The sequence below is a fragment of the Collinsella sp. AF19-1LB genome (assembly GCF_003459655.1).
Classification (GTDB): Bacteria; Actinomycetota; Coriobacteriia; order Coriobacteriales; family Coriobacteriaceae; genus Collinsella.
This window is the reverse complement of record NZ_QRWO01000001.1, coordinates 132,010-154,904: the sequence shown is the minus strand read 5'-3', so window position 1 is coordinate 154,904 and position 22,895 is coordinate 132,010. Positions and strand designations below refer to the sequence as shown.

The following is a 22,895-nucleotide window of genomic DNA, read 5'->3' as shown; positions in this document are numbered from 1 at the left end:
GGCCCGTTTTGTGGCGCTTCGTCCCAGCTTGCAGGGACGGGCGCTTTTTTGGTGCCCAACGGGCGTGCGCGCCCACGACATGAAAGGGGTACCGTGGCAAACGAGTACAAGCAGACGATGAATCTGCCCAAAACCGGTTTTCCCATGCGTGCCGGTCTTTCCAAGTCCGAGCCCAAGCGACTCAAGGACTGGCAGGACAACAAGGTCTACGAGCAGGTTCTGAAGAAGAACGAGGGTCACAAGAAGTTCGTGCTGCACGACGGCCCTCCGTACGCCAACGGTCCGATCCACATCGGCCACGCCATGAATAAGATCTCCAAGGACATGATCAACCGCTACTGGATGATGCAGGGCTATGAGGTCCCTTATGTCCCCGGTTGGGACTGCCACGGCCAGCCGATCGAGCACAAGGTCGAGGAGAAGCTCGGCACCGAGAAGTTCAACCAGACCCCCACGGCCAAGATTCGTGAGCTCTGCAACGAGTTCGCTGTCGAGAACATTGAGCTTCAGAAGGCCGGTTTCCGTCGCTTGGGCGTGCTCGGCGACTGGGACAACCCCTACCTGACGCTCTATCACCAGCATGACGCCGCCGACATCGAGGTTTTCAAGGCGATGTTCGATAAGGGCATGATCTATCGCGGCCACAAGCCGGTTCACTGGTGCAAGCACTGCCACACTGCGCTGGCCGAGGCCGAGATCGAGTACTCCGACGAGACGAGCCCGTCCATCTTCGTGCGCTTTGAGATGACCTCCAAGCCCGCCGGCCTCGAGGACTTCGACGGCCCGGTCGACTTTATCATCTGGACGACCACGCCGTGGACCATTCCCTCCGACCAGGCCGTTTCCCTTAAGCCCGGCGCCGCCTACGTCGCCGTTGAGCACGATGGTCGTGCCGAGGTCATGCTCGAGGACCTGGCTCCCAAGTGCTGCGAGGAGTTTGGCTGGGAGTACACCCCGGTCATGGTCGACGGCAAGCCCTATGTGGTTCCCGCCGAGACCTTCCACCACATCCGCTACAAGCAGCCGATCTTTGACGGCGTCGAGGGCGTGGCGCTGCTGGCCGATTACGTCGGTGTCGACGACGGTACCGGTATCGTCCACAACTCGCCCGGCCACGGCGTTGACGACTACTTTGCCTGCCTCAAGGAGGGCATCACCGACATCTGCATGCCGGTCGATGACGACGGCAAGTTCTACACCGGTGAGGAGTTTGGCACCGGTGGCCCCTTCAGCGGCATGGATACCGACGAGGCCAACCCGCACATCATCGAGTTCCTGCGCGAGCGCGGCACCCTGGTCCTCGAGAAGAAAATCACGCACAGCTACCCGCACTGCTGGCGCTGTAAGCACCCGGTGCTCTTCCGTGCTACCGACCAGTGGTTTGTCTCGATGGACAAGACGGGTCTGCGTGAGCAGGCTGGCAAGGAGGTCCGTGAGAACGTCAAGTGGTATCCGGCCCACGCGGCCAACCGCATCGGTGCCATGGTCGAGCAGCGTCCCGACTGGTGCATCAGCCGCCAGCGCAACTGGGGCGTGCCTATCCCCAGCTACACCTGCGCCGACTGCGGCGAGAAGGTCATGAACGACGCCACGCTCGACGCCGTCATCAAGCTCTTCCACGAGAAGGGCTCCGACGCCTGGTTCACCGTTGCTCCCGAGAGCTACCTGGACGAGGCCTGCGTCTGCCCCAAGTGCGGTGGCCATCACCTCAAGGCCGATAAGGACATCCTCGACGTGTGGTGGGATTCCGGCGTCTCCTGGAAGGCCGTCTGCGAGTACCGCCCCGAGCTGGAGTACCCGGCGGATGTCTACCTCGAGGGTTCTGACCAGCACCGCGGTTGGTTCCAGAGCTCGCTGCTCACCTCGGTGGGCGCCAACGGCCACGCTCCGTACAAGGCGGTCGTCTCGCAGGGCTTTACCCTCGACGGCCAGGGCCGCAAGATGTCCAAGTCACTCGGCAACGTCATCGACCCCAATAAGGTCTGTGACGAGATGGGCGCCGACATCATTCGCCTGTGGGTTGCTTCCGTCGATACCAGCTCTGACGTCTCCATCGATCACGAGATTCTTGCTCGTACGTCCGATGCCTACCGTCGTTTCCGCAACACGCTGCGCTTCCTGCTCTCCGAGCTCGAGGGTCAGTTTGAGCCCGAGACCGACGGCGTCGCCTTCGCCGACCTGCTGCCGCTCGACAAGCTCATGGTTGCCCGCCTGACCCAGGTCCAGGCCGAGGTCGATGATGCCTACGCCAGCTACGAGTTCCCGCGTGCTTACCGTGCGCTCTACGACTTCGTGGTTACCGAGCTCTCCAATGTGTACCTCGACGCCCTGAAGGACCGTCTGTACTGCGACAAGCCCGGCTCGCTCGAGCGCCGCAGCGCCCAGACCGTGCTGGCCGAGCTCTTCTCGATGCTCATGCGCGACCTGCAGCCGATCCTGTCCTACACCGTCGATGAGGCCATGGCCTATGCACCTGCCGGCTGCGTCGATCACCAGAAGTACGCCGCGCTGCTCGATTGGTACAAGTCGCCCATCACGGTCGACGAGGCCAACGAGTTTGAGGGCGTGCTCGAGGCTTCTCTCGAGCTCCGTAGCGTCGTGACCAAGGCACTTGAGGATGCCCGCTCCGCCGGTACCTTCACCAAGAGCCAGCAGGTCCGCGTCAAGGCGGTCGTTCCCGCCGAGATGTACGCGCTGCTGACCGGTGATAAGGCCGTCGACCTGGCCGAGTTCTACATCGTCTCCGATGTTGAGCTGACTCAGGGCGAGGAGCTCTCCGTTGCCATCGAGGCAGCCGAGGGCGAGTGCTGCGACCGTTGCTGGAACTACCGCACCACCGTCGGCGAGTACAACGGCCACGCGCATATCTGCAAGCGCTGCGCGAATGCCCTTTAAGGCACGGTAACTCGGCATTTTAGTTATAGGGAGAATTTGGACGCCTTCGGCCCATTTGCTCCGCTGAATAAAAGCGGCATTCTGTTTTTCGGAATGCCGCTTTCTTTTTATGCTGGTTATTTATCTGGCGTTAGCGAATATGTCGTGCGCTCTGCGTGTGGCAATATAAGATGGTTAATTGCGTTAAACGGAATTCGATGTTCTTGAGGGTAGGGGATTGATTTGGGTCGTGTTGGGGATATGACGCCGACTTTGCGTTGGCGGTTGGGTGTTGCTGGTTGCGTGGCGTTGGTCGTGCTGTTTGTTGACCAGCTGACCAAGCTTGCGGTTCGTGCCGTGGGCGACGCTCTGCATATGACTGTTATCCCCGGTGTGATTGACTTTCTGTTTGTCCGCAATATCGGAGCTGCCTTTAGCTTGGGCGAGGGCCATGGCATTGCGTTTGCCGTGCTGGCACTTGTCGTCATCATTGCCATCGCGGTGTACCTGGTTCGTGCGCCTCAGCTCGCTCGTCTTGAGGTTGTGGGCATGTCTATGGTTGCGGGCGGCGCCATCGGCAACGCGATCGACCGTCTGGCTTTTGGCTTCGTGACCGATTTTATTGCCACCACCTTCATCGACTTCCCCGTCTTTAACGTGGCCGATATCAGCATTACGCTCGGCGTCGTGCTGGCGCTCATCGGTTATATGTTCTTGAGCCCTGCCGCCCGTGAGGTCGATGCGACCGCCGAGCTCAACGCCCGTGACGAGGCCCGCGCCAAGCGCAAAGCCAAGCAGCGTGGGGAGCGTGCCCGCAAGATTCGCGAAAGGAATGAGCGTTAATGGCCGACATCCATATTCTTGTTGCCGACGATGCTACTGGTCAGCGTCTCGATGCCTATCTGGGCGCCAACGATGGCTGCCCCACGCGCTCTGCCTGTGCGCACTTGATCGAGGGCGGTGCCGTTGCCGTCAACGGCGAGACCTGCCTATCAAAAAAATATGCTGTGCGCTCCGGCGACCGTATCTCGGTCGACTTACCCGAGCCGCACGATCCGACCGACGTGATTCCCGAGGCCATTCCCCTTGATATCCGCTATGAGGACGACTACCTCATCGTGCTCTCCAAGCAGCGCGGCTTGGTGTGCCATCCCGCCCACGGCCACGAGAGCGGAACCCTTGCGAATGCTCTGGTCTATCACTGCGGTATCGACCATCTGGGCACCGTGCAGGGTGAGGACCGCCCCGGCATCGTGCATCGCCTGGATCGCGATACCTCGGGCCTTATGCTCGCGGCAAAAGACGACGACACCCAGCGCGCGCTTCAAAATCTCATCCGTACGCGTACGCTCGACCGCCGCTACATTACGCTCGTTCACGGGCACATTGCCATGGACGAGGGCACTATCAACACCGGTATTGCCCGATCGACGCGCGACCGCGTGAAGATGGCGGTTTCTGATGACCCCTTTGCGCGCCAGGCCATCACGACTTTCAAGGTGCTCGAGCGCTTTGATTCCACGCGTTTTGACGACGGCTACACGCTTGTCGAGTGTCACCTGTTTACCGGCCGCACGCATCAGATTCGCGTGCACATGCGTCATATCAACCACGCCTGCGTGGGCGATCCGCTCTACGGTAAGTGCGATGCGCGTGCCGATCAGCGTCTGACCAGGCAGTTCCTTCATTCCTGGCGCGTGGCATTCGACCATCCCGTGACGGGGGAGCGCATCGAGTGCCGTGACGAGCTGCCGTGGGACCTTTCCGCGGTTCTGGATGATCTGGCCCCGCGTTCGCTCGGTCGCACTGACGCTGGCGATGACATCGTCCCGCAGCTCGGTCTGCTCGAAGCCTAGCCCGTATTAGGTGGTTTCTTGAACTCGGTAAGCCTGCGGTAAGATATACGGTTGTTTACGTAACGCGTTGCTGGGAGCCTGCATGCTCGCCTTTTTACAAACCAACACACCCATCGTGATCTTCAACCAGATTGTCGTCACGCTGCTCACGGCCTGCTTTCTGTACCAGGTGGTTTTCTTTGTCATTGGCGCTCTTCGTGGTGAGGTCGCGCCTCCTAAGGCCAAAAAACTCCACCGGTATGCCTTCTTTATTGCAGCGCATAACGAGGAGGCCGTGATCGCTAACCTCGTTCGCTCCATCAAGGATCAGGACTATCCGTCCGAGCTTATCGAGGTCTTCGTGGTCGCCGACGCCTGCACCGACAACACGGCGCAGCTCGCGCGCGAGGCGGGCGCCATCGTTTATGAGCGTAACGATCTAGCCCGCAAGGGTAAGAGCTGGGTCATGGACTTTGGTTTCGACCGCATCCTTAACGAGTATCCCGATACGTTTGAAGGTTACTTTATCTTCGATGCCGATAACGTCATCGCCCGCGATTACGTGTCCAAGATGAACGATGCCTTTGACCAGGGCTTCCATGTGGTCACGAGCTATCGCAACTCCAAGAACTTCGGCAGCTCGTGGATCTCGGCGGCTAATGCCACCTGGTATCTGCGAGAGGCGCGCTTTCTCAACAACGCACGCAACATCTGCAAGACGTCTTGCGCCGTCTCGGGTTCGGGCTACCTCATTTCCGCCAGTGTTATCGAGGGCATGCACGGTTGGCAGTTCCACACGCTGACCGAGGATATTCAGTTCACCACGTTCTGCGCCATTCACGGCATTCGTATTGGCTATGCGCCGGCGGAGTTCTTTGACGAACAGCCCGTGACGTTTAAGGCGTCCTGGAAACAGCGTATGCGTTGGACCAAGGGCTTCTACCAGGTGTTCTTTACCTACGGTAAGCATCTCGTCAAATCGACCTTCCGCTATCATCGCTTTGCCGCCTACGACATGTTTATGACGATCGCTCCGGGTATGCTGCTATCGCTGATCTCGATGCTCGCCAATGCTACCTTCCTCATCGTGGGCGGGCTTTCGCACGGCTTCTTGGCCACCGAGGTCGAGATGCAGGCTTGTGCCGCCTCGCTCATTATGACCTTCGCGATGATGTACCAGACCTTCTTTATCCTGGCGCTACTCACGACCATCTTTGAGTACAAGCATATTCACTGCGCGCAAAAGTGGCGTCTGGTGACCAACCTGTTTACCTTCCCGATCTTTATGTTCAGCTATATCCCCATTACGGTGGCTGCTCTGTTCCTGAAGGTCGACTGGGTGCCGACGCAGCACGCCGTAAGCGTTACCCTCGACGAGGTCATGCAAGGCGCCAAATAACCACGATCTAAACCACCACAAAGGAACAGCGCCTTTGTGGTGGTTTTTGCGTTTGAGCTGCTGCCCAAGGAGGTGTTCGATGGTCTATATCCCGTTTTGGATTTGCATCTTTGCCGGCGCGGCGATTGATGCCCGTGAGCGGCGTTTTCCCAATGAGCTTGCTGGCGCGTGTGCCGTGGCGGCGTTTGCAGGCGTTTGGCTCGACAGGGGCATTAACACGGCGCTTGACCACGCCGGTCTTGCGGTCATCGTCTACCTTGCCCTTGTGCTTACTGAGTCGCTCTCGCGTCGTGCTCGTCACGCTCCCGGCATTGGCATGGGGGACGCCAAGGCGCTCTATGCCCTTTGTACCTTCGATCCCCTGGGTGGCATCGTTGCGTTTGCTGCCTCGCTCCTTGCCCTTGCTGTCACCTGTCTCATCGCAAAATCGCGCTCCTTGCCATTGCTGCCGTTTTTGGTGCCGATATTTGCCATAATCGAGGTTGTTGGTAGTACGTTGTAACCGTTTGCGCGCCCTTTTTAAGGAGCATGCCATGGCAATCAATCAACAGACAGCCGCCATCAAGGCTCGTATGGATCGCATTCCCGCGGCGTTGTCGCCCGAGCTGGTCGAGCGTATCGCCGTCGACCGCGCCTCGGGTGTCGTTAATCCCTACCGATGCGGTGACGGCCAGGTCATCCGACGTGTCGATCGGGCTGCAGACGAGGGCACGCTCATGCGTCCGGCCTTCATGCGCGATACCGAAAAGATTCTGCATCTGCCCGCATACTCCCGTTATGCAGGCAAAACGCAGGTCTTTAGCTTCCGTAGCAATGATGACCTGTCGCGCCGCGGTCTGCACGTGCAGCTCGTCTCGCGCATTGCGCGCGATATCGGTCGCGCCCTGGGGCTCAATTGCGATCTGATCGAGGCGATTGGCTTAGGCCACGACTTGGGCCACACGCCTTTTGGCCATGCCGGTGAGCGATTCCTCAACGATATCTATCACAAGCGCACGGGTCGTTATTTTTTCCATAACGTGCAGTCGGTCCGCGTGCTCGACGCGCTGTACGGCCGCAACGTGTCGCTCCAGACGCTCGACGGCGTTCTGTGTCACAACGGCGAGTACGAGCGACGTGTGTTTGAGCTTTCGGACATGGGCTCTTTTGACCAGTTCGATCAGACGGTTGAGGATTGCATTGCCACGGGTTATAGCGCAATCGAGCACCTGCGCCCCATGACGCTCGAGGGCTGTGTGGTTCGCATCTCGGATATCCTTGCCTACGTGGGGCGCGATCGCCAAGACGCCATTGCGGCGGGTCTGCTGTCAACCGACGCCTTTGACGATGACCTGGGCGGAGCATACAACAGTTGGATTCTTACGCATGCCTCCATCGATATCGTCGAGCACAGCTATGGCAAGCCACGCATCGAGATGAGCGAGGACCTGTTTGAGGAAATCCGCCGAGCCAAGCGCGAGAACTACGAGAAGATTTATAGCAAGGGCGGCATCGAGGGCGACTCCGAATCGGAGCTGCGTGAGGCCTTCGAAAAGCTCTACGACCGTTGCCTGCGGGATATAAACGAAGGCAACGAGTCTTCGTATATCTTTAAACACCACATTTTGCGCATTGAGCAGCAGCTTTCCTACTACGATCGCACCTATGCCTGGCAGGACGATAAGGACCAGGCGGTCGTGGATTACATTGCAAGCATGACGGATGGCTATTTCTGCGAGCTTACGAGCAAGTTGTTTCCGGGATTGAAGTTTCCGCACCGTACCTATATTAACGAACGGTAGTTCGTATATATTCGGTATACTGTTCGTGGAAAACGTTTTTGATTGACGCACGGGATGGCTATGGACGACCTTTTTTCTGCTTCGACGCGCGAGCGTTCCTTTCAGAATGCGCCGCTTGCGGTGCGCATGCGGCCCAATTCGCTCGACGAGTATGTGGGCCAGCAAAAGGCCGTCGGTAAGGGCTCGTGGTTGCGTGCCGCGATTGAGCACGACGTGCTGTCGAGTGTGATCCTGTACGGGCCGGCCGGTACGGGCAAAACGACGCTGGCCCATATTATCGCCAACCATACCAAGAGCGAGTTTGTCGAGGTCAGTGCCGTGACGGGCACCGTAAAGGACTTGCGCCGCGTGATTGACGAGGCCAAGACGCGCCTGAATACCTACGACCGCCGCACCATTCTATTCATCGATGAGATTCACCGCTTCTCCAAGTCACAGCAGGATGCCCTGCTGCATGCAGTTGAGAACCGTACCGTCATTATGATTGGTGCTACGACGGAGAATCCGTACTTCGAGGTCAACTCGGCGTTGCTCTCGCGCGGTCGCGTGGTGGAGCTTGAACATCTTAAAGACGAGGATATCGCCACACTCATTGAGCGTGCGCTCGAGGCGCCGCAGGGTTTGAACGGCAAATTCTACGCCGATGAGGATACGGTTAAGACCATCTGCACGCTGGCTGCGGGCGACGCTCGCTCGGCGCTCACGACGCTCGAGCTTGCGAGCGAGATTGCCGTCACGCGTCCCGATACCGAGGGAACGTCAGCGCCGGCGGCGGGGGAACGCTATCCCATTACCGTGGATGACGTGAAGATCGCCAATCCACGTCGTGGGTTTTCGTATGACAAAAACGGTGACATGCACTACGACATTATCAGTGCGTTTATTAAATCTATGCGCGGCAGCGATCCCGATGCCACGATCTATTGGCTCGCGCGCATGATCGATGCAGGGGAGGATCCCAAGTTTATCGCTCGCCGCATTATGATTCAGGCTTCCGAGGATGTTGGCAACGCCGACCCGCAGGCGCTTTTGGTGGCACATGCCGCATTTAAATCTGCCGAGGTCATTGGCTATCCCGAGTGTCGCATCAACCTGGCTCAGGCTGCGCTCTATGTGTGCCTGGCGCCTAAGTCCAACGCGTGCGAGGCCTCGATCGATGCGGCGCTGGCCGATATCCACAGCAGTGGTCTTCGCGAGGTGCCCAGCTACCTGCGCGATCGTCATCGCCCAGGCAGCGATGAATATGGCGTGTATAAGTATCCGCACGATTATCCCGAAGGCTGGGTCGATCAGCGCTATTTGCCCGAGGGGTTGGAGCGCGGCGCGTTCTGGCAGCCTGCCGGCCGCGGTTGGGAAGAGTGGCGTGTTGAGCAAAGCGAACGCGACCGTAGCGGTAATGCTCCGAAGTAACTGCTGATTATTTTGTCCCAGGATCTCACGCTTGGCATGTTCGGTCCCCTTTGGGGTACCATGAACAGCGTCTGTATTTCGATTCCTTTGGGAGGCTTGTATGAGTCCCATTCAAATCGCCCTGCTGTTGCTCGCCGTTGCCGGCGTGTGGGCTGTTGTCGAGCTCGCGCTCACGCTGCGCAAGACCCGCACCGTCGTTGATTCGCTCGACAAGACGGTGAGTGACCTTAACAATACGCTCGCCGAGGCACAGCCTGTGGTGGCAAAGCTCGACGGCGCTGTCGATGAGCTCACCCCCGCGCTGGCACAGGTTGAGCCGCTCCTCAAGTCGAGCAAGACTGCCGTTGATGCTCTGACGTCTAACCTCGTTGAGGTTGAGGCGGTCGTTCGCGACATCTCCGAGGTCACGGGCAGCGTGGCCGAGGCCAGCAATGCCGTATCGAGCGTGACTGATTCTGCTGCTGGCGCCGTGCAGAAGCTCTTCAATAAGGTGAAGGCTCCTGCAGCCGACGCCGATCGCAAGCTCGCCGCTGCCGCCGCCGAGGCCGAGCAGCCTACTGAGCGCGTTCTGATTGGCGATGACGATGCCGCTGCTGACGACGATGATGTTCAGAAGCCCGCTGCTAAGCCTGCTCAGTATTACACTTATACGCCTGCCGAGACCTCCGAGGAGTCCTGCGATGAGTAGCGAAGCAACCTGCCCCATTACGCTGAGCGTTGCCGGTGATCCGCGTCTCGCGCGCTTGGTGCGCATGACGGCCGCCAACGTCGGCGCCCTGTGCTCTATGTCCGTTGATCGCATCGAGGACATTCGTATGGCTGCCGAAGAAGCCTTCATCTTTGGCTGCACGGCTGTTGATTCCGACGATATCTCGATCAAATTCGATGTCGACGAATCGCATGTGGGCATGACCTTTACCTTTGGCGACCAGGCGACTGTCGATGAGGATGACCAGGCTGCCGTGTATGCCGAGCTCATTTTGGCGAGCGTGTGTGACTCTTACGAAAAGACTACAGCGCCCCTAACGCTTTCCCTCGACCTCAAGGCGGATATCTAATATGACCGAACGCTCCCGGAGCGGCAAGACCGCTTGGGACAAGGAGAAAACCCGCGAGCTGTTTCGTCGTTATAAGGAGACCGGTGATCCGGATGCTCGCGAGCAGCTCGTCATGTCCCATATGAACCTGGTAAGGTTTCTTGCCAACAAATTCAAGAACCGCGGCGAGCCGCTCGATGACCTTTTGCAGGTCGGGTACTTGGGCTTGCTCAAGGCTATCGATCGCTTTGATCCCGAGCGCGGACTCGAGTTCACGACGTTTGCCACGCCCACCATCTTGGGCGAGATCAAGCGTCACTTCCGTGACAAGGGCTGGAGCGTGCGCGTGCCTCGTCGCCTGCAGGAGCTTTCTGCCAAGGTTAACCAGGCTACCGACAAGCTTACCAACGAGTTGCAGCGCTCGCCCAAGGTTGAGGAAATCGCCGATTACCTTGGCGTGACCGTCGACGAGGTGCTCGAAGCCATGGAATCGTCCTCGGCCTACACCTCGGTGCCCATCGAGGCTCCCGGCGCGTCCGACTCCGACGATGCTCCCTCGATTCTCGATCGCTATGCCGACGACGACAACGAGCTCGACTTTACCGATGACCGCCTGGTAATCGAGGAAGCCATCCGCGATTTCTCGCCGCGCGAGCGTGAGGTGATCGAGCTACGCTTTGTGAAGGGCATGACCCAGATCGAGATCGCCAAGAAGCTGGGCATTTCGCAGGTGCAGGTCTCGCGCCTACTGCGCCGCACCCTCAAGAAGATTCAAGACAAGATTGACCCTGACGGAGTAATGGTTCGTTCATGAGTGAGCACCCCCAACAAACCGACCGCACGCTGCGCGATACCCGCATTCTGACGCTTCGCATTTGGGCTGTCGTCGGTTGCATCGTCATCGCCGCCGTCATCTTTAACCTTATGGGCATCCTGGCACCGGTTATTGAGTTTCTTGCCGTCGGCTCCATCATTGCTTTTGTGATGTCCCCGATCACCAACTGGCTCGAGCACCATGGCGTGAATCGCGGCATCGGTTCGCTTATCGCGCTTATTGTGGTCGTTGCTGTGCTCGTCGGTGTCGTTTGCATCTTGTCGCCGATTCTCTTTGGTCAGATCATGGAAGTCCTGAGCCGCCTGCCCGAGCAGCTTCGTGTTGCGGGTGGCGACCTCAACGAGATGATCTCGCATGCCAAGACGCTCAACAACACGCCGCTCAAGGAGTATCTGGACGATAATCTTTCGTCGCTGGTTGCCGTGGCATCGAAGTATGTGTCTCAGATCGCTGCCGAGCTTGGCCGCGGTGTGTTCCCGCTCATCACCAATACAGCCTCGCAGTTGTTCGTGATCTTCCTTGGTCTGGTGCTTGCGTACTGGATGGCCTGCGACTACCCTCGCATGCACCACGAGATTTGCACCATCATCGGTCAGGAGAAGGAGACCTCGTACCGCTTTATGGTCGCCATCCTTTCTCGCTCTGTCGGCGGCTACATGCGCGGTATGGTCGTGACGTCCATCTGCGGTGGTTTCCTCGCCTTTATCGGTTTTATGATCATCGGCCATCCGTATGCGGCGCTCATGGCCATCTTTACCGGCATCATGCATTTGGTTCCTGTCGTCGGTCCCTGGGTGAGCGCAGCAATCGCCACAGTGCTCGGTTTCATGTTCAGCCCCATGTTGGCGTTATGGACGCTCATCGTGACGATGGTCGCTCAAAACGTCACCGATAACGTAATTTCGCCTAAGGTCATGCAGAGCTCGGTGCAGGTGCATCCCATCATGAGCCTCACGGCGCTCGTTATTGGCTCGGCACTCATGGGTCCTATTGGCATGATCATTGCCATTCCGCTGTGCGCAGCCCTCAAGGGCATTTTCGTCTACTACTTTGAGAACGAGACCGGCCGCCAGCTTGTGGCCTATGACGGCGCCGTGTTTAAGGGCACGCCGTACCGCGATGCCGATGGCAACCCGGTCGCCGCCTATGACGCGCTCGGGGACGATACGTTCATCTATGAGTCCGAGCTCATCGGCAACGAGACCGCGCCCGAGGCCAAGGCTATGCCCAAGCCCGAGCTCGATAATCCCTGGATCAAGCTCTCGGGTCTTCAGCCCGATGCCACGGGTTTCTTCAAGAATCCCTTCGCCAAGGATGACGATTCCAACTCTGATGACGATACCAAAACCGGCATCGACGGGTCCATGGACGATTCGGATTCTAAATAGGCCCCATTAACGTTTCTTGAAGTTGTAAATGACAAGAAACGCGAGCAAAGCGATTGATAAGGGACCGGCAACATAGAAAAAGAGAATGTCAATTGCGCGTAAAGTGTAATAAGCCTTATCGCCGGACATTACTGCATACAACACGTAGCCAAATGCTGGTTGGTTTGCGTACCAGCAGGAGAAAGCCAATAGCGTTAAAAGTGCCGCTAACAGAAGTGCATTGAGGAAAAATCGTTTGCTTTTCATCGATCGCTCCTTCCGGGTGACTCTTATATGTAATTCTACAGCAGTCTTTTTTCAAAGGATCGCACAGTACTAAATAACGTGCACTTTCGCTGGAGGGTCGCTGTTTGGCGGCCCTCTTTTTTGCACAGGCGCGGTGGGATGGTAATATCGTTACGTTTGAACTGTTTCGATGTGAAACCGAGGAGATTCCCTCTATGAGTGCTGACTACCCGTCAATGACTACGGCCGAGATTCGCTCTAAGTTCCTCAACTTCTTTGAGGAGCGCGGTCTTAAGCTCTATCCTTCTTCGTCCCTCGTCCCCGACGATCCTTCGCTGCTGCTTGCCAACGCCGGCATGAACCAGTTTAAGGAGTATTACCAGGGCAAGAAGACCATGAAGGAGATCGGCGCAATCTCCTGCCAGAAGTGCGTCCGCACCAACGACATCGATTGCATCGGCGAGGACGGCCGTCACCTGTCCTTCTTTGAGATGCTCGGCGACTTCTCCTTTGGTGGCGTCTCCAAGCAGCAGGCCTGCGCTTGGGCCTTTGAGCTCATTACCAAGGAGTTCAAGCTGCCTCTCGACCGCCTGTACTTTACTGTCTTTACCGAGGACGACGAGACCCACGATGTGTGGCGCTCCCTGGGCGTTGCCGAGGATCATATCTCCCGCCTGGGCGAGGACGACAACTTCTGGGCCGCTGGCCCCACCGGCCCCTGCGGTCCGTGCTCTGAGATTTACTTTGACATGGGCGAGGAGGTTGGCTGCGGCAGCCCCGACTGCAAGCCCGGCTGCGACTGCGACCGCTTCCTGGAGTTCTGGAATCTCGTCTTTACCCAGTACGACCGCCAGGAGGACGGCTCCATGCCAGAGCTGCCGCACCGCAACCTCGATACGGGCATGGGCCTAGAGCGCATGGCCGCCATCATGCAGCACAAGACCGCCAATTACGACGGCGATCTGATGCAGCACCTCATCAAGCTGGGCGAGGAGATCAGCGGCAAGACCTATGACGCCGACGATTACTCCGGTGCCAGCCGCTCGCTGCGTATCATCGCGGATCACTCTCGTGCCGTCGACTTTATGATCTCGGACGGCATCCTGCCCGGTAACGAGGGTCGCGAGTACGTCCTTCGACGCCTGCTCCGCCGTGCCGTGTTCCACGGTCGCCTGCTGGGTATCGAGGGCGCCTTCCTGACCAAGTTTATCGACGAGGTCAACGCTCAGATGGGCGAGGCCTATCCCGAGCTGCTCAAGAACGTCGCGCTCGTCAAGGGTATCGTCGCCTCCGAGGAGGAGCGCTTCTCCACGACGCTCGACAACGGTCGCGTCTACCTGGATGAGGCCCTGGCAGCGCTTGCCGAGGGCGCTGTGCTTCCGGGCGATGTTGCCTTTAAGCTGCACGACACCTTTGGTTTCCCCATCGACCTGACCGTCGAGATCGCCGGCACCGCTGGCCACGACGTCGACATGGACGGCTTCACCGCCTGCATGGAGGACCAGAAGGCCCGCGCCCGCGCCAATGCCAAGGGCGACGCCTGGGGCAGCTTCAACGACGTGTGGGTCGAACTTTCCGACAAGGTCGCCGCGACTGAGTTCGACGGCTATGACAACGATGCGATCGTAGGCGCCAAGGTTGTTGCCATCGTGCGCAACGTCGAGTCCGTCGAGTCCGCTGCTGCCGGCGAGGACGTCGAGGTCGTGCTCGACCGCACCCCGTTCTACGCCGAGATGGGTGGCCAGCAGGGCGATGCCGGCGAGCTTTTCGCCGAGGGCGTTGCGCTGACCGTTTCCGATACCAAGAACCACAATGGCCTGTATGCTCACGTCGCCCACGTTGCCGAGGGCACATTGACCGTCGGTGCTACCGTGACCGCCGCGCTCGACGCCGAGCGCCGTGGTTTCCTGCGCCGCAACCACACCGCCACCCACCTGCTCGACGCTGCGCTTAAGCAGGTCCTGGGCGAGCATGTCTCCCAGGCTGGCTCGCTGGTGACGCCCGAGCACCTGCGCTTTGACTTCACGCACTTCGAGGCCCTGTCCTCCGAGCAGCTCAAGGCTGTCGAGGACCTGGTTAACCAGCAGATCTTCGCCTCCAAGCCGGTCGTGACCCGCGTCATGGGCATCGACGAGGCCAAGGCCGCCGGTGCTGTCGCCCTGTTTGGCGAGAAGTATGGCGACGTCGTCCGCGTTGTCTCCGTGGGCGCCGAGGACCAGCCGTTCTCCCGTGAGCTCTGCGGTGGCACCCATGCCGCCAACACCGCCGAGATCGGCCTGTTCAAGATCATTTCCGAGTCCTCTACGGGCTCCAACGTCCGCCGTATTGAGGCCGTGACCTCTAAGGGTGCTCTCGACTACATGGCCGACCGTCTGGCGCTCGTCGACGCCGCCGCTGCTGCGCTCAAGTGCCGCGTGGATGAGGTTCCCGCCCGCGTGGAGAACCTGCAGGCCGAGCTGCGCGAGACTTCCAACAAGCTCAAGAAGGCACTGACCGGTGGTTCCTCCGACGCTATCTCCAGCGCCATCGAGGGCGCCATCGAGCTCGACGGCTACAAGCTCGTCGTCGCTGAGCTCCAGGGCCTTGAGGCTGCCGACCTGCGCAACGTCTGGGATACCGTGCACCAGAAGGTCGCCGGTCCTGTCGCCTGCGTCGTCGCCAGCGTGACCGAGAAGGGCACCCCGGCCCTGCTCGCCGCCGGCTCCGATGACGCCGTCAAGGCCGGTTTCCACGCCGGTAACGTGATCAAGCAGATCGCGGGCCTGGTCGACGGTCGCGGTGGCGGCCGTCCCAACATGGCCCAGGCCGGTGGCAAGAACGCCGCCGGCATCGCCGATGCCCTCGCGGCCGCTAAGACCGCGCTCGGCGCCTAAGAATCTAGGTAGTCGCTGTGGTCGCGCTTGCGCTGGACATAGGGGAGACCAGGATCGGCATCGCCGTCTCGAGCCGTGATGGCAAGATGGCGATGCCTGTCAAGGTGCTCCCGGCTGCAGAGGTCACCGGTATGGCCAAGACGTTCCGCTACCTGGTTGAGGACTATGAGCCCGATATCCTGGTAAGTGGGCGTCCCCTGACCATGGCCGGTGAGCCCGGTCCCCAGGCCGAGCGCGTTGCCGCTGTTGCGCAAAAGATTGCCGACGAGCTCGATCTTCCGTTGGAGTTTGAGGACGAGCGCCTGTCCTCGCAAGAGGCAAAGCGTATCCTGCGCGAGCAGGGCCTCAACGAAAAGCAGATGAGGGGCAAGATTGACATGATTGCCGCCAGCCTGTTTTTGCAGACGTGGCTTGATCGTAAAAACGAGGAGGTTTCGCATGCCTAGCGCTCCCGATCCGCGCCAGCCGAATCGTACACGTCAGCCGTCGTCGCGCCCTGCCCAGCCTGGCCAGCGTCCGGCACAGCCGACCCAGCGCGCAGCTCAATCTGCCGCGCGCCCGGTGCAGTCCTCCTCTCGTTCAGCCCAACCTGTTCAACGGACGGGTCAGCAGCCTTCTGCTCGTTCGGTTCAGTATCCGGCTTCTCACGCGGCTCAGCAGCCCGCTGCTCGTTCGGCTCAGCCTGCAGGCGGTGCTCGCTTTAAGCATCAGGCACCTACTCAGCGAACGCAGGCCCCCCAATCGCATTCGCATCACGCTCGCGGTTCGCATGGCGTTGCTCCGGCGGCCCGCTCGAGCTACAACACGCATGCTCGTCGCGGTGCCCAAAAGAAAAGCTCCCCGGTGCCCATGATTGTCGGCGTCGTGGTGGCCGTAATCGCGCTTGCTACTATCGCTTTCTTTGTCGTGCCTGCCGTCAAGGGCTTCTTTACCGGTGAGGATACGAAGGTCGCGGCTGGTCAGCAGGTTACGGTGACCATTCCCGACGGTGCTTCGGGCGATACGATCGCCTCGATTCTCTCCGAGAACCATATCGTCGAAAATCCCAAGGATTACTACGCGGCGGTGAAAAAGCTTAACGCCGATATGTCGCTTAAGCCTGGCACCTACTCGTTCACCACACTCATGGATGCGACCAAGGTTGTTCAGCAGCTCATGGAAGGCCCCAACGCGGGCTCCAATGCGCTGACTATCCCTGAGGGTCTGACAGTCGATCAAGTCGCCGACCGCGTGGCCCAGGCCTACGACAGCATCTCTAAGGAAGACTTCCTCAACCAGGCCAAGGCCTCCAACTACGTGGACGACTATAGCTTCCTTAAGGGCGCCGCCAACGACTCGCTCGAGGGTTTCTTGTTCCCCAAGACCTATTCGTTGGGTGATTCGCCGACGGCCGATGACGTGATTCGCGCCATGCTCGATCAGTTTAAGACCGAGTACAAGTCGCTTGACTTTGCGAGCTGCGAAGCCAAGATCAAGGAGCGCTACGGTGTGGAGATGTCCGACTACGACATCGTCAACTTGGCCTCTATCGTTGAGCGCGAGGGCCTCAACGCCGATCAACGTGCGCACGTGGCCTCGGTTTTCTACAACCGCCTTGCCGGCAAGCTCGACGGTCTGCGCTATCTCAACAGCGATGCGACCATGATGTATGTCACCGGTGGCGAGGTTACCGCCGACGACCTGCAGAGCGATAGCCCGTATAACACCTATAAGCACGAGGGCCTGCCACCCACGCCCATCTGCTCTCCGTCGCTCGAGGCACTCAAGGCCACGCTTGAGCCGACCGACTCCGATGACCTGTATTTCTACATTACGCAGGACGAGGAGTACTTCTCGCAAACCTACGAAGAGCATCAACTGTCTTGGAATTAGCATGAGGATTTTTAGCCCCAAACGATACGTTGCCTCGGTCGATCGCATCGACCTTGATACCCTGTGGGCCGACGGCAAACGCGCCATTCTGCTCGATCGCGATAACACTCTGGTGCCGCGCGACACCGAGCAGGTTCCCGCTGCGGTTTCCGCTTGGCTCGACGCCGCCCGCGCCAAAGGCTTTAAGCTGTGCATGGTGTCCAACAACTGGCATCGCGATCAGGTCATGAGCTCTGCACGCGAGCTGGGATTCGAGGCCATCAGCCACGCCATGAAGCCGGCGCCGTTTGCCTTGAAGGCGGGTCTTAAGCGCCTCGGCGCCACGGCAGACGAGGCGGTGCTGGTCGGCGATCAGCTGTACACGGACGTGTGGAGCGGTAACTTTGCCGGCGTTGACACTATTCTGGTCAAGCCGCAGGCAACCCGGGACCTGTGGTACACGCAGATCTTCCGTATCTTTGAGCGCCGGGCCCTGCGCGACCTTCCCTGCGAGGAATAGGTTTCGCCATGTCTCAGCACATCAAACACGGCTGCGACCATATCTTCTTTATCGGCTTTTTGGGCGCGGGCAAGTCGACGCTTGCGCGCAATGTGGGCACTATGTTCAAGCGTCGATTCATCGATACCGATCGCTTGGTTGTGCGTCGATGCGGCAAGTCGGTGACCGAGATATTTGAGACCGAGGGCGAGGATCGTTTTCGCGAGCTCGAGACCTCGGCACTCCGTTCGCTTCAAAGCGAGCGCAGCCTGCTGGTGTCGTGCGGGGGTGGCATCGTCGAGACGCCGGTGAACATTGAACTGATGCACGAGATGGGTACATGCGTGTACCTCGAAGGCGACTTTGAGGACTCGTTGCGCCAGATTCGCCGTTCTGATACCCGGCCCGATTTCCGCTCGCCCGAGCATGCTGCGCGCCTGTTTGAGCATCGCCGTCCGCTGTATCGCCAAGCCGCCGATATTACCCTTGATATTCGCAACAAGTCCTTCGAGGACGTTTCCTACCTTTGTGCCGAGATGCTTTTGGAGCGTGGACTGCTATGATTCGCCGCCAACTTATCAATTTCCAAAACCGCAGTGTCGATGTCCGCGTCGGATTGGGCGCGTTCGAGGAACTGTCGCGCATGTTTGCCTCGGCTGTGGGCAAGCCTAAGCGCGCGATGGTGGTTTGGAACGACGCCACATCCGAGCGTTTTGGCGAGGTCGTTGAGCATGCGCTGGTCGACGCCGGCTTTGCCGTGTCGCTGCTCGTCCTCGAGGTTTCGCCTGCCGGCGCTACGCTGGCCGATGCCGATACCGTCTTTGGGGCACTGTCGGCTAACGGCATTACCTGTGACGATCTCGTTGTCGCCGTCGGCGACACGGCGACCTGCTCGGTCGTTGGCTGGTGCGCCAACCAGTGGTGTGGCCGAACCGAGTGCGCGCTGCTGCCGACGACCTTCGATGCCATGCTCACTGTCGCGACGACCATGAAGCCACTCGTCGCCTCGCCGGCGCATGCGCTTCCCGCTATCGCGTTCCGTCCCGAGCCGGGCTTGGTCGTGTGTGACCTCGACCTTGTTCGCGAGGCGGACCCCGAGGACCTCAAGCTCGGCTATGCGGTACTCGTTGGCACCATGCTTTCGAGCAGCAAGTCCCGCTGGAATCAGTTTACTGAGACCGTCCCCGAGATTCTCGGGGGCGAGGAGGTCGCGCTCGTCAATGCCGTTCAGTGGTCTCAGACTGCCCACAAGGACGTACTGATGGCCACGAACCCGAGCGCACGCCATGCGCTCGATTTTGGCAAGACGGGGGAGCGTACCCTGCGCCTCTGCTTGGGCGATGCCGCTTCGCAGGTCCCTGCCTACCAGCTGTTGTCCGAGGGCATGCGCTTTGAGGCGCGCCTAGCACATGATGCCTGCGACTTCGATATCGATTACGTCTTTGAGGTCGATGACTGCTTGGAGGACTTTGGTATCGAGGAGCTTGCCTTCGATCTGGAGCCTGCCTCATATATCGAGGAGTTCCGCAGGCAGCAGTTTGTCCGCTCGAACCGCAGCATGTTGCCGCTGCCCGCGGCGCTCGGCGCTATTCGTCTAACGAGCGTTGAGGACGAGGTTCTCGACCGCCATGCTCGCGCATACTTGGCTTCTCGCAAAGAACTTCTCTAGGATTTATTGACATACATCGTCTTTCGTATCATGTTGAGGGGCGGGTTTCCAATCGGTTGCGAATCGCGCGCGATTCCGTCGTTCGGTTGAGACCCGTTCCGTCTTTATAGAGACAACAAGAAAGGAATCTGCATGTCAGAGTTTGCTGCCGGTCCCACCGGTCGTATCGAGCGTGTCCGTGCCCTGATGGTTGAGCGTGGCTACGACGCTATCGTGGTGCGCGACGAGGCCAACCTTCGTTGGCTTACGGGCGTCAAGGGCGTCTTCGATTACACCTTCGAGTTCCCGCATGCTGCGTTTATTACGGCCGACCAGTGCCTGTTCCATACCGACTCGCGCTATCTCAACAGCTTTGAGGAGAACACGCCCGCCGGCAGCCCCTGGGTTTACGACATGGACGAGGGCACCATCTCCGGTTGGGTCGCCGGCAAGATCGCGGCCAACAAGTGCCGCGTCTGCGCTGTCGAGGACGACATGCAGATCAACTTCTACCAGGGTATCCAGCGTGGCCTTGAGGATCGTTCCGTCGCCTGCATGCTGCCGCTGATGCATGACGACATTCGCAAGATGCGCGCCATCAAGGACGCCGAGGAGATCGAGCTCATGCGCCATGCGCAGTCGATTACCGACGCCGCCTTCCAGCACATGCTCGGCTATATTAAGCCCGGTATGACCGAGAAGCAGGTTCGCAACGAGCTCGAGAACTTTATGTTCGCCAACGGCGCCGACAGCCTGGCCTTCGGCTCCATCGTGGCGAGCGGCCCCAACACCGCCAACCCGCATGCCGTCCCGAGCGACCGCGTGATCGAGAAGGGCGACTTCGTTCTCATGGATTATGGCGCGGGCTATTGCGACTACCGCTCCGACATGACTCGTACCGTCGTGATGGGCGAGCCCACGCAGGAGCAGCTCGACTTGTACGCGCTCGTGCGCCGTGCGCACGAGGAGTGCGTCGCCGCCATCCATCCGGGCGTCGAGGGCAACGACATTTTCAAGCTTTCCAAGAAGATCATCGGTGATGCCGGCTATGGCGATTACTACAACCATGGTCTGGGCCACGGCGTGGGCATTGACATCCACGAGCTGCCCAACTTCAACCGCAGCAAGAATATCATCGAGGTCGGCTCGGTTATCACCATGGAGCCCGGCGTCTACCTGCCCGGCGTGGGCGGCGTGCGCCTGGAGGACTACGGCGTGGTCACCGAGAACGGCTACGAGCCCTTCACCAAGACGCCGCATGACCTTCACGTCATCGATTGCTAGTCTACTTCGGTAGATAGTTTGGGGCGGGGCCTCCGGAGCAATTCGGACGCCCCGCGTTCTCTTTTTATGCGCTCGCTGCAGGCGCCGTCTGCAAGTGTATAATTTCGCTCGTATGTAATTTGGACGCTTGTGCGTTCTGCCCATAACAAGAAAGGTCGCTATGCCTACCATTTCTACCGCCGACTTCAAGAACGGCCTCGGTCTCCGCATTAAGGACAAGGTCTACACCATCGTCGAGTTCCAGCATGTCAAGCCGGGTAAGGGCGGCGCGTTTGTGCGCTACAAGACCCGCGACATCAAGAGCGGCCGCGTCGTCGAGAACACCTGCAACGCCGGCACCAAGTTCGAGAGCGTCATGCTCACCACCCGTGAGTTCCAGTACCTCTACAACGATGGCACCGACTACATCTTCATGGACAACGAATCCTATGAGCAGGTTCCCGTTCCCGAGGACATGGTGGGCGAGAACTCCAAGTGGCTGCGCGAGAACGACATCTGCCAGCTGCTCTTCGCCGACGATGAGCTCATGGGCGTGACTCCGCCGATGTTCATCGAGACCACCATCGTCCAGACCGACCCGGGCTTTAAGGGCGACACCGTCCAGGGTTCCACCAAGCCGGCCACGATCGACACCGGCGCTGTCATCCAGGTCCCCATGTACCTCAACGAGGGCGAGGTCATCAAGGTTGACACCCGCGACGGCAAGTTCGTCTCCCGCGTCTAGCAACCAACTCTTCTAGGAGGACTCATGCCCCAGGAAATCAAGATTGACGGCATCGGCATTTCGCCCGATGTTCTGACCGCCATCGTCTCGCGCGCCGTGTCCGATGTCGAGGGCATCGCCTCCGTTGGCGTCAAGGACCTTGCCACCAACCTTGTCTCCATGATGCTTTCGTCTAAGGCCCCGGCTTCCGAGCCGGCGGTCGAGGCCGAGGTCATCGGCGACAAGCTTGCACTCACCGTGCGCGTCGTGGTGTTCTTTGGCTATCCGTTCAAGAAACTCGCCGAGGCCGTTCGCGCCGCCGTGGTCACCGCCATCGATGCCCAGGTGGGCGTCGAGGTCGAGCGCGTTGACGTTTGCATCGACGGCCTCGTTTTCCCCAAGGAGTAACCTTTGAGCCTTAAGGTTTATCGCGGGCGTACGCTTGCCCGCAGTCAGGCGCTGCAGCTGCTGTTCCAGGCCGAGGCCACGGACAGCCCGCTCGAGCGCGTCCTCGAGGGCGATTTCCTGATCTCGAAGGGTCCCCTCGACCCCTATGCGCTGGAGCTGTGCCGCGGTGCTTACGAGCATATCGACCGCATCGACTGCGCTCTGCGCTCCGTTGCCAAGAACTGGGATCTTATGCGCATGCCCGGCGCCGACCGCAATCTGCTGCGTATCGCCGTCTATGAGATGCGTTTCCTCACCGACGAGGAGGTCTCGGACGCCATCGTGATCAACGAGGCCGTCGAGCTTGCCAAGGCCTACGGCACCGACCAGTCCGCGTCGTTCGTCAACGGCGTGCTGGGCAAGATCGCTCGCAGCGAGGAGCTGCCGGGCGAGGACCTGTACCAAGAGCTGCTCGCCGAGGATCGCGCTCGCGAGGAGGCCCAGGCTGCCGAGGCTGCCGCTAAAGTTGCGGTTGCCCAGGCTGAGGCTGGTGTGCTGGCCGAGGGTGTGGACGCTGCTGAGGCCGTCGAGGCCGACTCCGTCGAGGAGTAGCCATGCCAGAGGGTTCTGTACGCAACTTTGACGAGATCTCGGACCGTCTGGACCAGATCATCGCTACCGTTCGCTCCAAAGATACCTCCTTGGAGCGTTCACTCGATCTGTTTGACGAAGCGATTGAGCTGGGCTCCCGCGCGGTCGATATGGTCGACAAGTTTGAGCTGACGCCGCGTGAGGCCGACAAGCTCGAGCAGGAATACGATGAGGATGCGGCAAATGAATCCCAGGATAGCTAGGCCGCATCTCTG

General features: G+C 59.6%; 23 protein-coding genes. 22 read left to right on the top strand and 1 reads right to left on the bottom strand.

Annotated elements, in window-relative coordinates; translation table 11 throughout:
* Positions 1-117: 117 nt before the first annotated feature.
* The 11 genes from ileS (at position 118) to DWX39_RS00675 (ending at position 12,559) form a co-directional block, all read left to right on the top strand.
* Positions 118-2,895: an isoleucine--tRNA ligase gene (ileS, locus tag DWX39_RS00725; protein WP_369832156.1), complete on the top strand. Its 2,778-nt coding sequence runs from the start codon at positions 118-120 to the stop codon at positions 2,893-2,895.
* A gap of 222 nt (positions 2,896-3,117) precedes the next feature.
* A complete protein-coding gene (gene lspA, locus DWX39_RS00720) occupies positions 3,118-3,717 on the top strand; it encodes a signal peptidase II (RefSeq protein ID WP_233508816.1) in 600 nt (199 codons plus the stop codon).
* Positions 3,717-4,730, top strand: a complete 1,014-nt coding sequence (locus tag DWX39_RS00715) for an RluA family pseudouridine synthase (RefSeq protein WP_117758149.1) — start codon at positions 3,717-3,719, stop codon at positions 4,728-4,730. The genes lspA and DWX39_RS00715 overlap by 1 nt, the downstream gene beginning before the upstream one ends.
* 82 nt (positions 4,731-4,812) lie before the next feature.
* Complete coding sequence (locus tag DWX39_RS00710) at positions 4,813-6,108, top strand: glycosyltransferase family 2 protein (RefSeq protein ID WP_117758148.1); 1,296 nt, start codon at positions 4,813-4,815, stop codon at positions 6,106-6,108.
* A 79-nt stretch (positions 6,109-6,187) separates the two neighbouring features.
* Complete coding sequence (locus DWX39_RS00705; RefSeq protein WP_117758147.1) at positions 6,188-6,610, top strand: prepilin peptidase; 423 nt, start codon at positions 6,188-6,190, stop codon at positions 6,608-6,610.
* Between the two features lie 31 nt (positions 6,611-6,641).
* Positions 6,642-7,889, top strand: coding sequence for a deoxyguanosinetriphosphate triphosphohydrolase family protein (locus DWX39_RS00700; protein WP_117758146.1), 1,248 nt, complete (start codon positions 6,642-6,644; stop codon positions 7,887-7,889).
* Between the two features lie 60 nt (positions 7,890-7,949).
* Positions 7,950-9,299, top strand: a complete 1,350-nt coding sequence (locus DWX39_RS00695) for a replication-associated recombination protein A (protein ID WP_117758145.1) — start codon at positions 7,950-7,952, stop codon at positions 9,297-9,299.
* A gap of 100 nt (positions 9,300-9,399) precedes the next feature.
* The gene (locus tag DWX39_RS00690) at positions 9,400-9,987 is read left to right on the top strand and encodes a hypothetical protein (RefSeq protein WP_117758144.1); all 588 of its coding nucleotides are present in this window, start codon (positions 9,400-9,402) and stop codon (positions 9,985-9,987) included.
* The gene (locus DWX39_RS00685) at positions 9,980-10,357 is read left to right on the top strand and encodes an ATP-binding protein (protein WP_117736300.1); all 378 of its coding nucleotides are present in this window, start codon (positions 9,980-9,982) and stop codon (positions 10,355-10,357) included. The genes DWX39_RS00690 and DWX39_RS00685 overlap by 8 nt, the downstream gene beginning before the upstream one ends.
* A 1-nt stretch (position 10,358) precedes the next feature.
* A complete protein-coding gene (locus DWX39_RS00680) occupies positions 10,359-11,150 on the top strand; it encodes an RNA polymerase sigma factor SigF (protein ID WP_117635146.1) in 792 nt (263 codons plus the stop codon).
* Positions 11,147-12,559, top strand: a complete 1,413-nt coding sequence (locus DWX39_RS00675) for an AI-2E family transporter (protein WP_117736301.1) — start codon at positions 11,147-11,149, stop codon at positions 12,557-12,559. The genes DWX39_RS00680 and DWX39_RS00675 overlap by 4 nt, the downstream gene beginning before the upstream one ends.
* 6 nt (positions 12,560-12,565) lie before the next feature.
* Here DWX39_RS00675 and DWX39_RS00670 read toward each other — a convergent pair whose 3' ends face one another.
* Positions 12,566-12,805 (bottom strand): hypothetical protein, encoded by a 240-nt coding sequence (locus tag DWX39_RS00670; RefSeq protein ID WP_117736302.1) that lies wholly within the window; start codon positions 12,803-12,805, stop codon positions 12,566-12,568.
* Positions 12,806-12,999: 194 nt separating this feature from the next.
* Here DWX39_RS00670 and alaS point away from each other — a divergent pair, with 194 nt between their 5' ends.
* The 11 genes from alaS to DWX39_RS00615 all read left to right on the top strand — a co-directional run bounded on the left by alaS (position 13,000) and on the right by DWX39_RS00615 (position 22,883).
* Positions 13,000-15,657: an alanine--tRNA ligase gene (gene alaS / locus DWX39_RS00665; protein ID WP_117758143.1), complete on the top strand. Its 2,658-nt coding sequence runs from the start codon at positions 13,000-13,002 to the stop codon at positions 15,655-15,657.
* 17 nt (positions 15,658-15,674) lie between these two features.
* A complete protein-coding gene (gene ruvX, locus DWX39_RS00660) occupies positions 15,675-16,103 on the top strand; it encodes a Holliday junction resolvase RuvX (RefSeq protein ID WP_035138185.1) in 429 nt (142 codons plus the stop codon).
* Positions 16,096-17,529: an endolytic transglycosylase MltG gene (gene mltG / locus DWX39_RS00655; protein ID WP_233508817.1), complete on the top strand. Its 1,434-nt coding sequence runs from the start codon at positions 16,096-16,098 to the stop codon at positions 17,527-17,529. The genes ruvX and mltG overlap by 8 nt, the downstream gene beginning before the upstream one ends.
* Position 17,530: 1 nt before the next feature.
* Complete coding sequence (locus tag DWX39_RS00650) at positions 17,531-18,028, top strand: YqeG family HAD IIIA-type phosphatase (protein WP_117758141.1); 498 nt, start codon at positions 17,531-17,533, stop codon at positions 18,026-18,028.
* An 8-nt stretch (positions 18,029-18,036) separates the two neighbouring features.
* Positions 18,037-18,570, top strand: coding sequence for a shikimate kinase (locus tag DWX39_RS00645; RefSeq protein WP_099431675.1), 534 nt, complete (start codon positions 18,037-18,039; stop codon positions 18,568-18,570).
* The gene (locus tag DWX39_RS00640; protein WP_117758140.1) at positions 18,567-19,676 is read left to right on the top strand and encodes a hypothetical protein; all 1,110 of its coding nucleotides are present in this window, start codon (positions 18,567-18,569) and stop codon (positions 19,674-19,676) included. The genes DWX39_RS00645 and DWX39_RS00640 overlap by 4 nt, the downstream gene beginning before the upstream one ends.
* Positions 19,677-19,808: 132 nt before the next feature.
* Positions 19,809-20,939, top strand: coding sequence for a Xaa-Pro peptidase family protein (locus DWX39_RS00635; protein WP_117758139.1), 1,131 nt, complete (start codon positions 19,809-19,811; stop codon positions 20,937-20,939).
* Positions 20,940-21,099: 160 nt separating this feature from the next.
* Positions 21,100-21,663 carry an elongation factor P gene (gene efp / locus DWX39_RS00630; protein ID WP_006233983.1) on the top strand — a complete coding sequence of 188 codons (564 nt, stop codon included), beginning with the start codon at positions 21,100-21,102 and terminating at the stop codon, positions 21,661-21,663.
* 24 nt (positions 21,664-21,687) lie between these two features.
* Positions 21,688-22,050: an Asp23/Gls24 family envelope stress response protein gene (locus DWX39_RS00625; RefSeq protein WP_117758138.1), complete on the top strand. Its 363-nt coding sequence runs from the start codon at positions 21,688-21,690 to the stop codon at positions 22,048-22,050.
* A 3-nt stretch (positions 22,051-22,053) separates the two neighbouring features.
* Complete coding sequence (gene nusB / locus DWX39_RS00620) at positions 22,054-22,641, top strand: transcription antitermination factor NusB (RefSeq protein ID WP_117758137.1); 588 nt, start codon at positions 22,054-22,056, stop codon at positions 22,639-22,641.
* Positions 22,642-22,643: 2 nt separating this feature from the next.
* On the top strand, positions 22,644-22,883 hold the full coding sequence (locus tag DWX39_RS00615) for an exodeoxyribonuclease VII small subunit (RefSeq protein ID WP_006233978.1): 240 nt from the start codon (positions 22,644-22,646) through the stop codon (positions 22,881-22,883).
* Positions 22,884-22,895 lie beyond the last annotated feature (12 nt).

Bases quoted from the DNA above. Each gene is read 5' to 3' on its own strand.
- DWX39_RS00685 (WP_117736300.1), top strand. From the start codon at position 9,980: ATGAGTAGCGAAGCAACCTGCCCCATTACGCTGAGCGTTGCCGGTGAT.
- DWX39_RS00705 (WP_117758147.1), top strand. From the start codon at position 6,188: ATGGTCTATATCCCGTTTTGGATTTGCATCTTTGCCGGCGCGGCGATT.
- DWX39_RS00700 (WP_117758146.1), top strand. From the start codon at position 6,642: ATGGCAATCAATCAACAGACAGCCGCCATCAAGGCTCGTATGGATCGC.
- DWX39_RS00670 (WP_117736302.1), bottom strand. From the start codon at position 12,805: ATGAAAAGCAAACGATTTTTCCTCAATGCACTTCTGTTAGCGGCACTT.
- efp (WP_006233983.1), top strand. From the start codon at position 21,100: ATGCCTACCATTTCTACCGCCGACTTCAAGAACGGCCTCGGTCTCCGC.
- DWX39_RS00680 (WP_117635146.1), top strand. From the start codon at position 10,359: ATGACCGAACGCTCCCGGAGCGGCAAGACCGCTTGGGACAAGGAGAAA.
- DWX39_RS00710 (WP_117758148.1), top strand. From the start codon at position 4,813: ATGCTCGCCTTTTTACAAACCAACACACCCATCGTGATCTTCAACCAG.
- DWX39_RS00645 (WP_099431675.1), top strand. From the start codon at position 18,037: ATGTCTCAGCACATCAAACACGGCTGCGACCATATCTTCTTTATCGGC.
- mltG (WP_233508817.1), top strand. From the start codon at position 16,096: ATGCCTAGCGCTCCCGATCCGCGCCAGCCGAATCGTACACGTCAGCCG.
- DWX39_RS00675 (WP_117736301.1), top strand. From the start codon at position 11,147: ATGAGTGAGCACCCCCAACAAACCGACCGCACGCTGCGCGATACCCGC.
- DWX39_RS00695 (WP_117758145.1), top strand. From the start codon at position 7,950: ATGGACGACCTTTTTTCTGCTTCGACGCGCGAGCGTTCCTTTCAGAAT.
- DWX39_RS00625 (WP_117758138.1), top strand. From the start codon at position 21,688: ATGCCCCAGGAAATCAAGATTGACGGCATCGGCATTTCGCCCGATGTT.
- DWX39_RS00635 (WP_117758139.1), top strand. From the start codon at position 19,809: ATGTCAGAGTTTGCTGCCGGTCCCACCGGTCGTATCGAGCGTGTCCGT.
- DWX39_RS00715 (WP_117758149.1), top strand. From the start codon at position 3,717: ATGGCCGACATCCATATTCTTGTTGCCGACGATGCTACTGGTCAGCGT.
- DWX39_RS00650 (WP_117758141.1), top strand. From the start codon at position 17,531: ATGAGGATTTTTAGCCCCAAACGATACGTTGCCTCGGTCGATCGCATC.
- alaS (WP_117758143.1), top strand. From the start codon at position 13,000: ATGAGTGCTGACTACCCGTCAATGACTACGGCCGAGATTCGCTCTAAG.
- ileS (WP_369832156.1), top strand. From the start codon at position 118: ATGAATCTGCCCAAAACCGGTTTTCCCATGCGTGCCGGTCTTTCCAAG.
- DWX39_RS00615 (WP_006233978.1), top strand. From the start codon at position 22,644: ATGCCAGAGGGTTCTGTACGCAACTTTGACGAGATCTCGGACCGTCTG.
- DWX39_RS00640 (WP_117758140.1), top strand. From the start codon at position 18,567: ATGATTCGCCGCCAACTTATCAATTTCCAAAACCGCAGTGTCGATGTC.
- DWX39_RS00690 (WP_117758144.1), top strand. From the start codon at position 9,400: ATGAGTCCCATTCAAATCGCCCTGCTGTTGCTCGCCGTTGCCGGCGTG.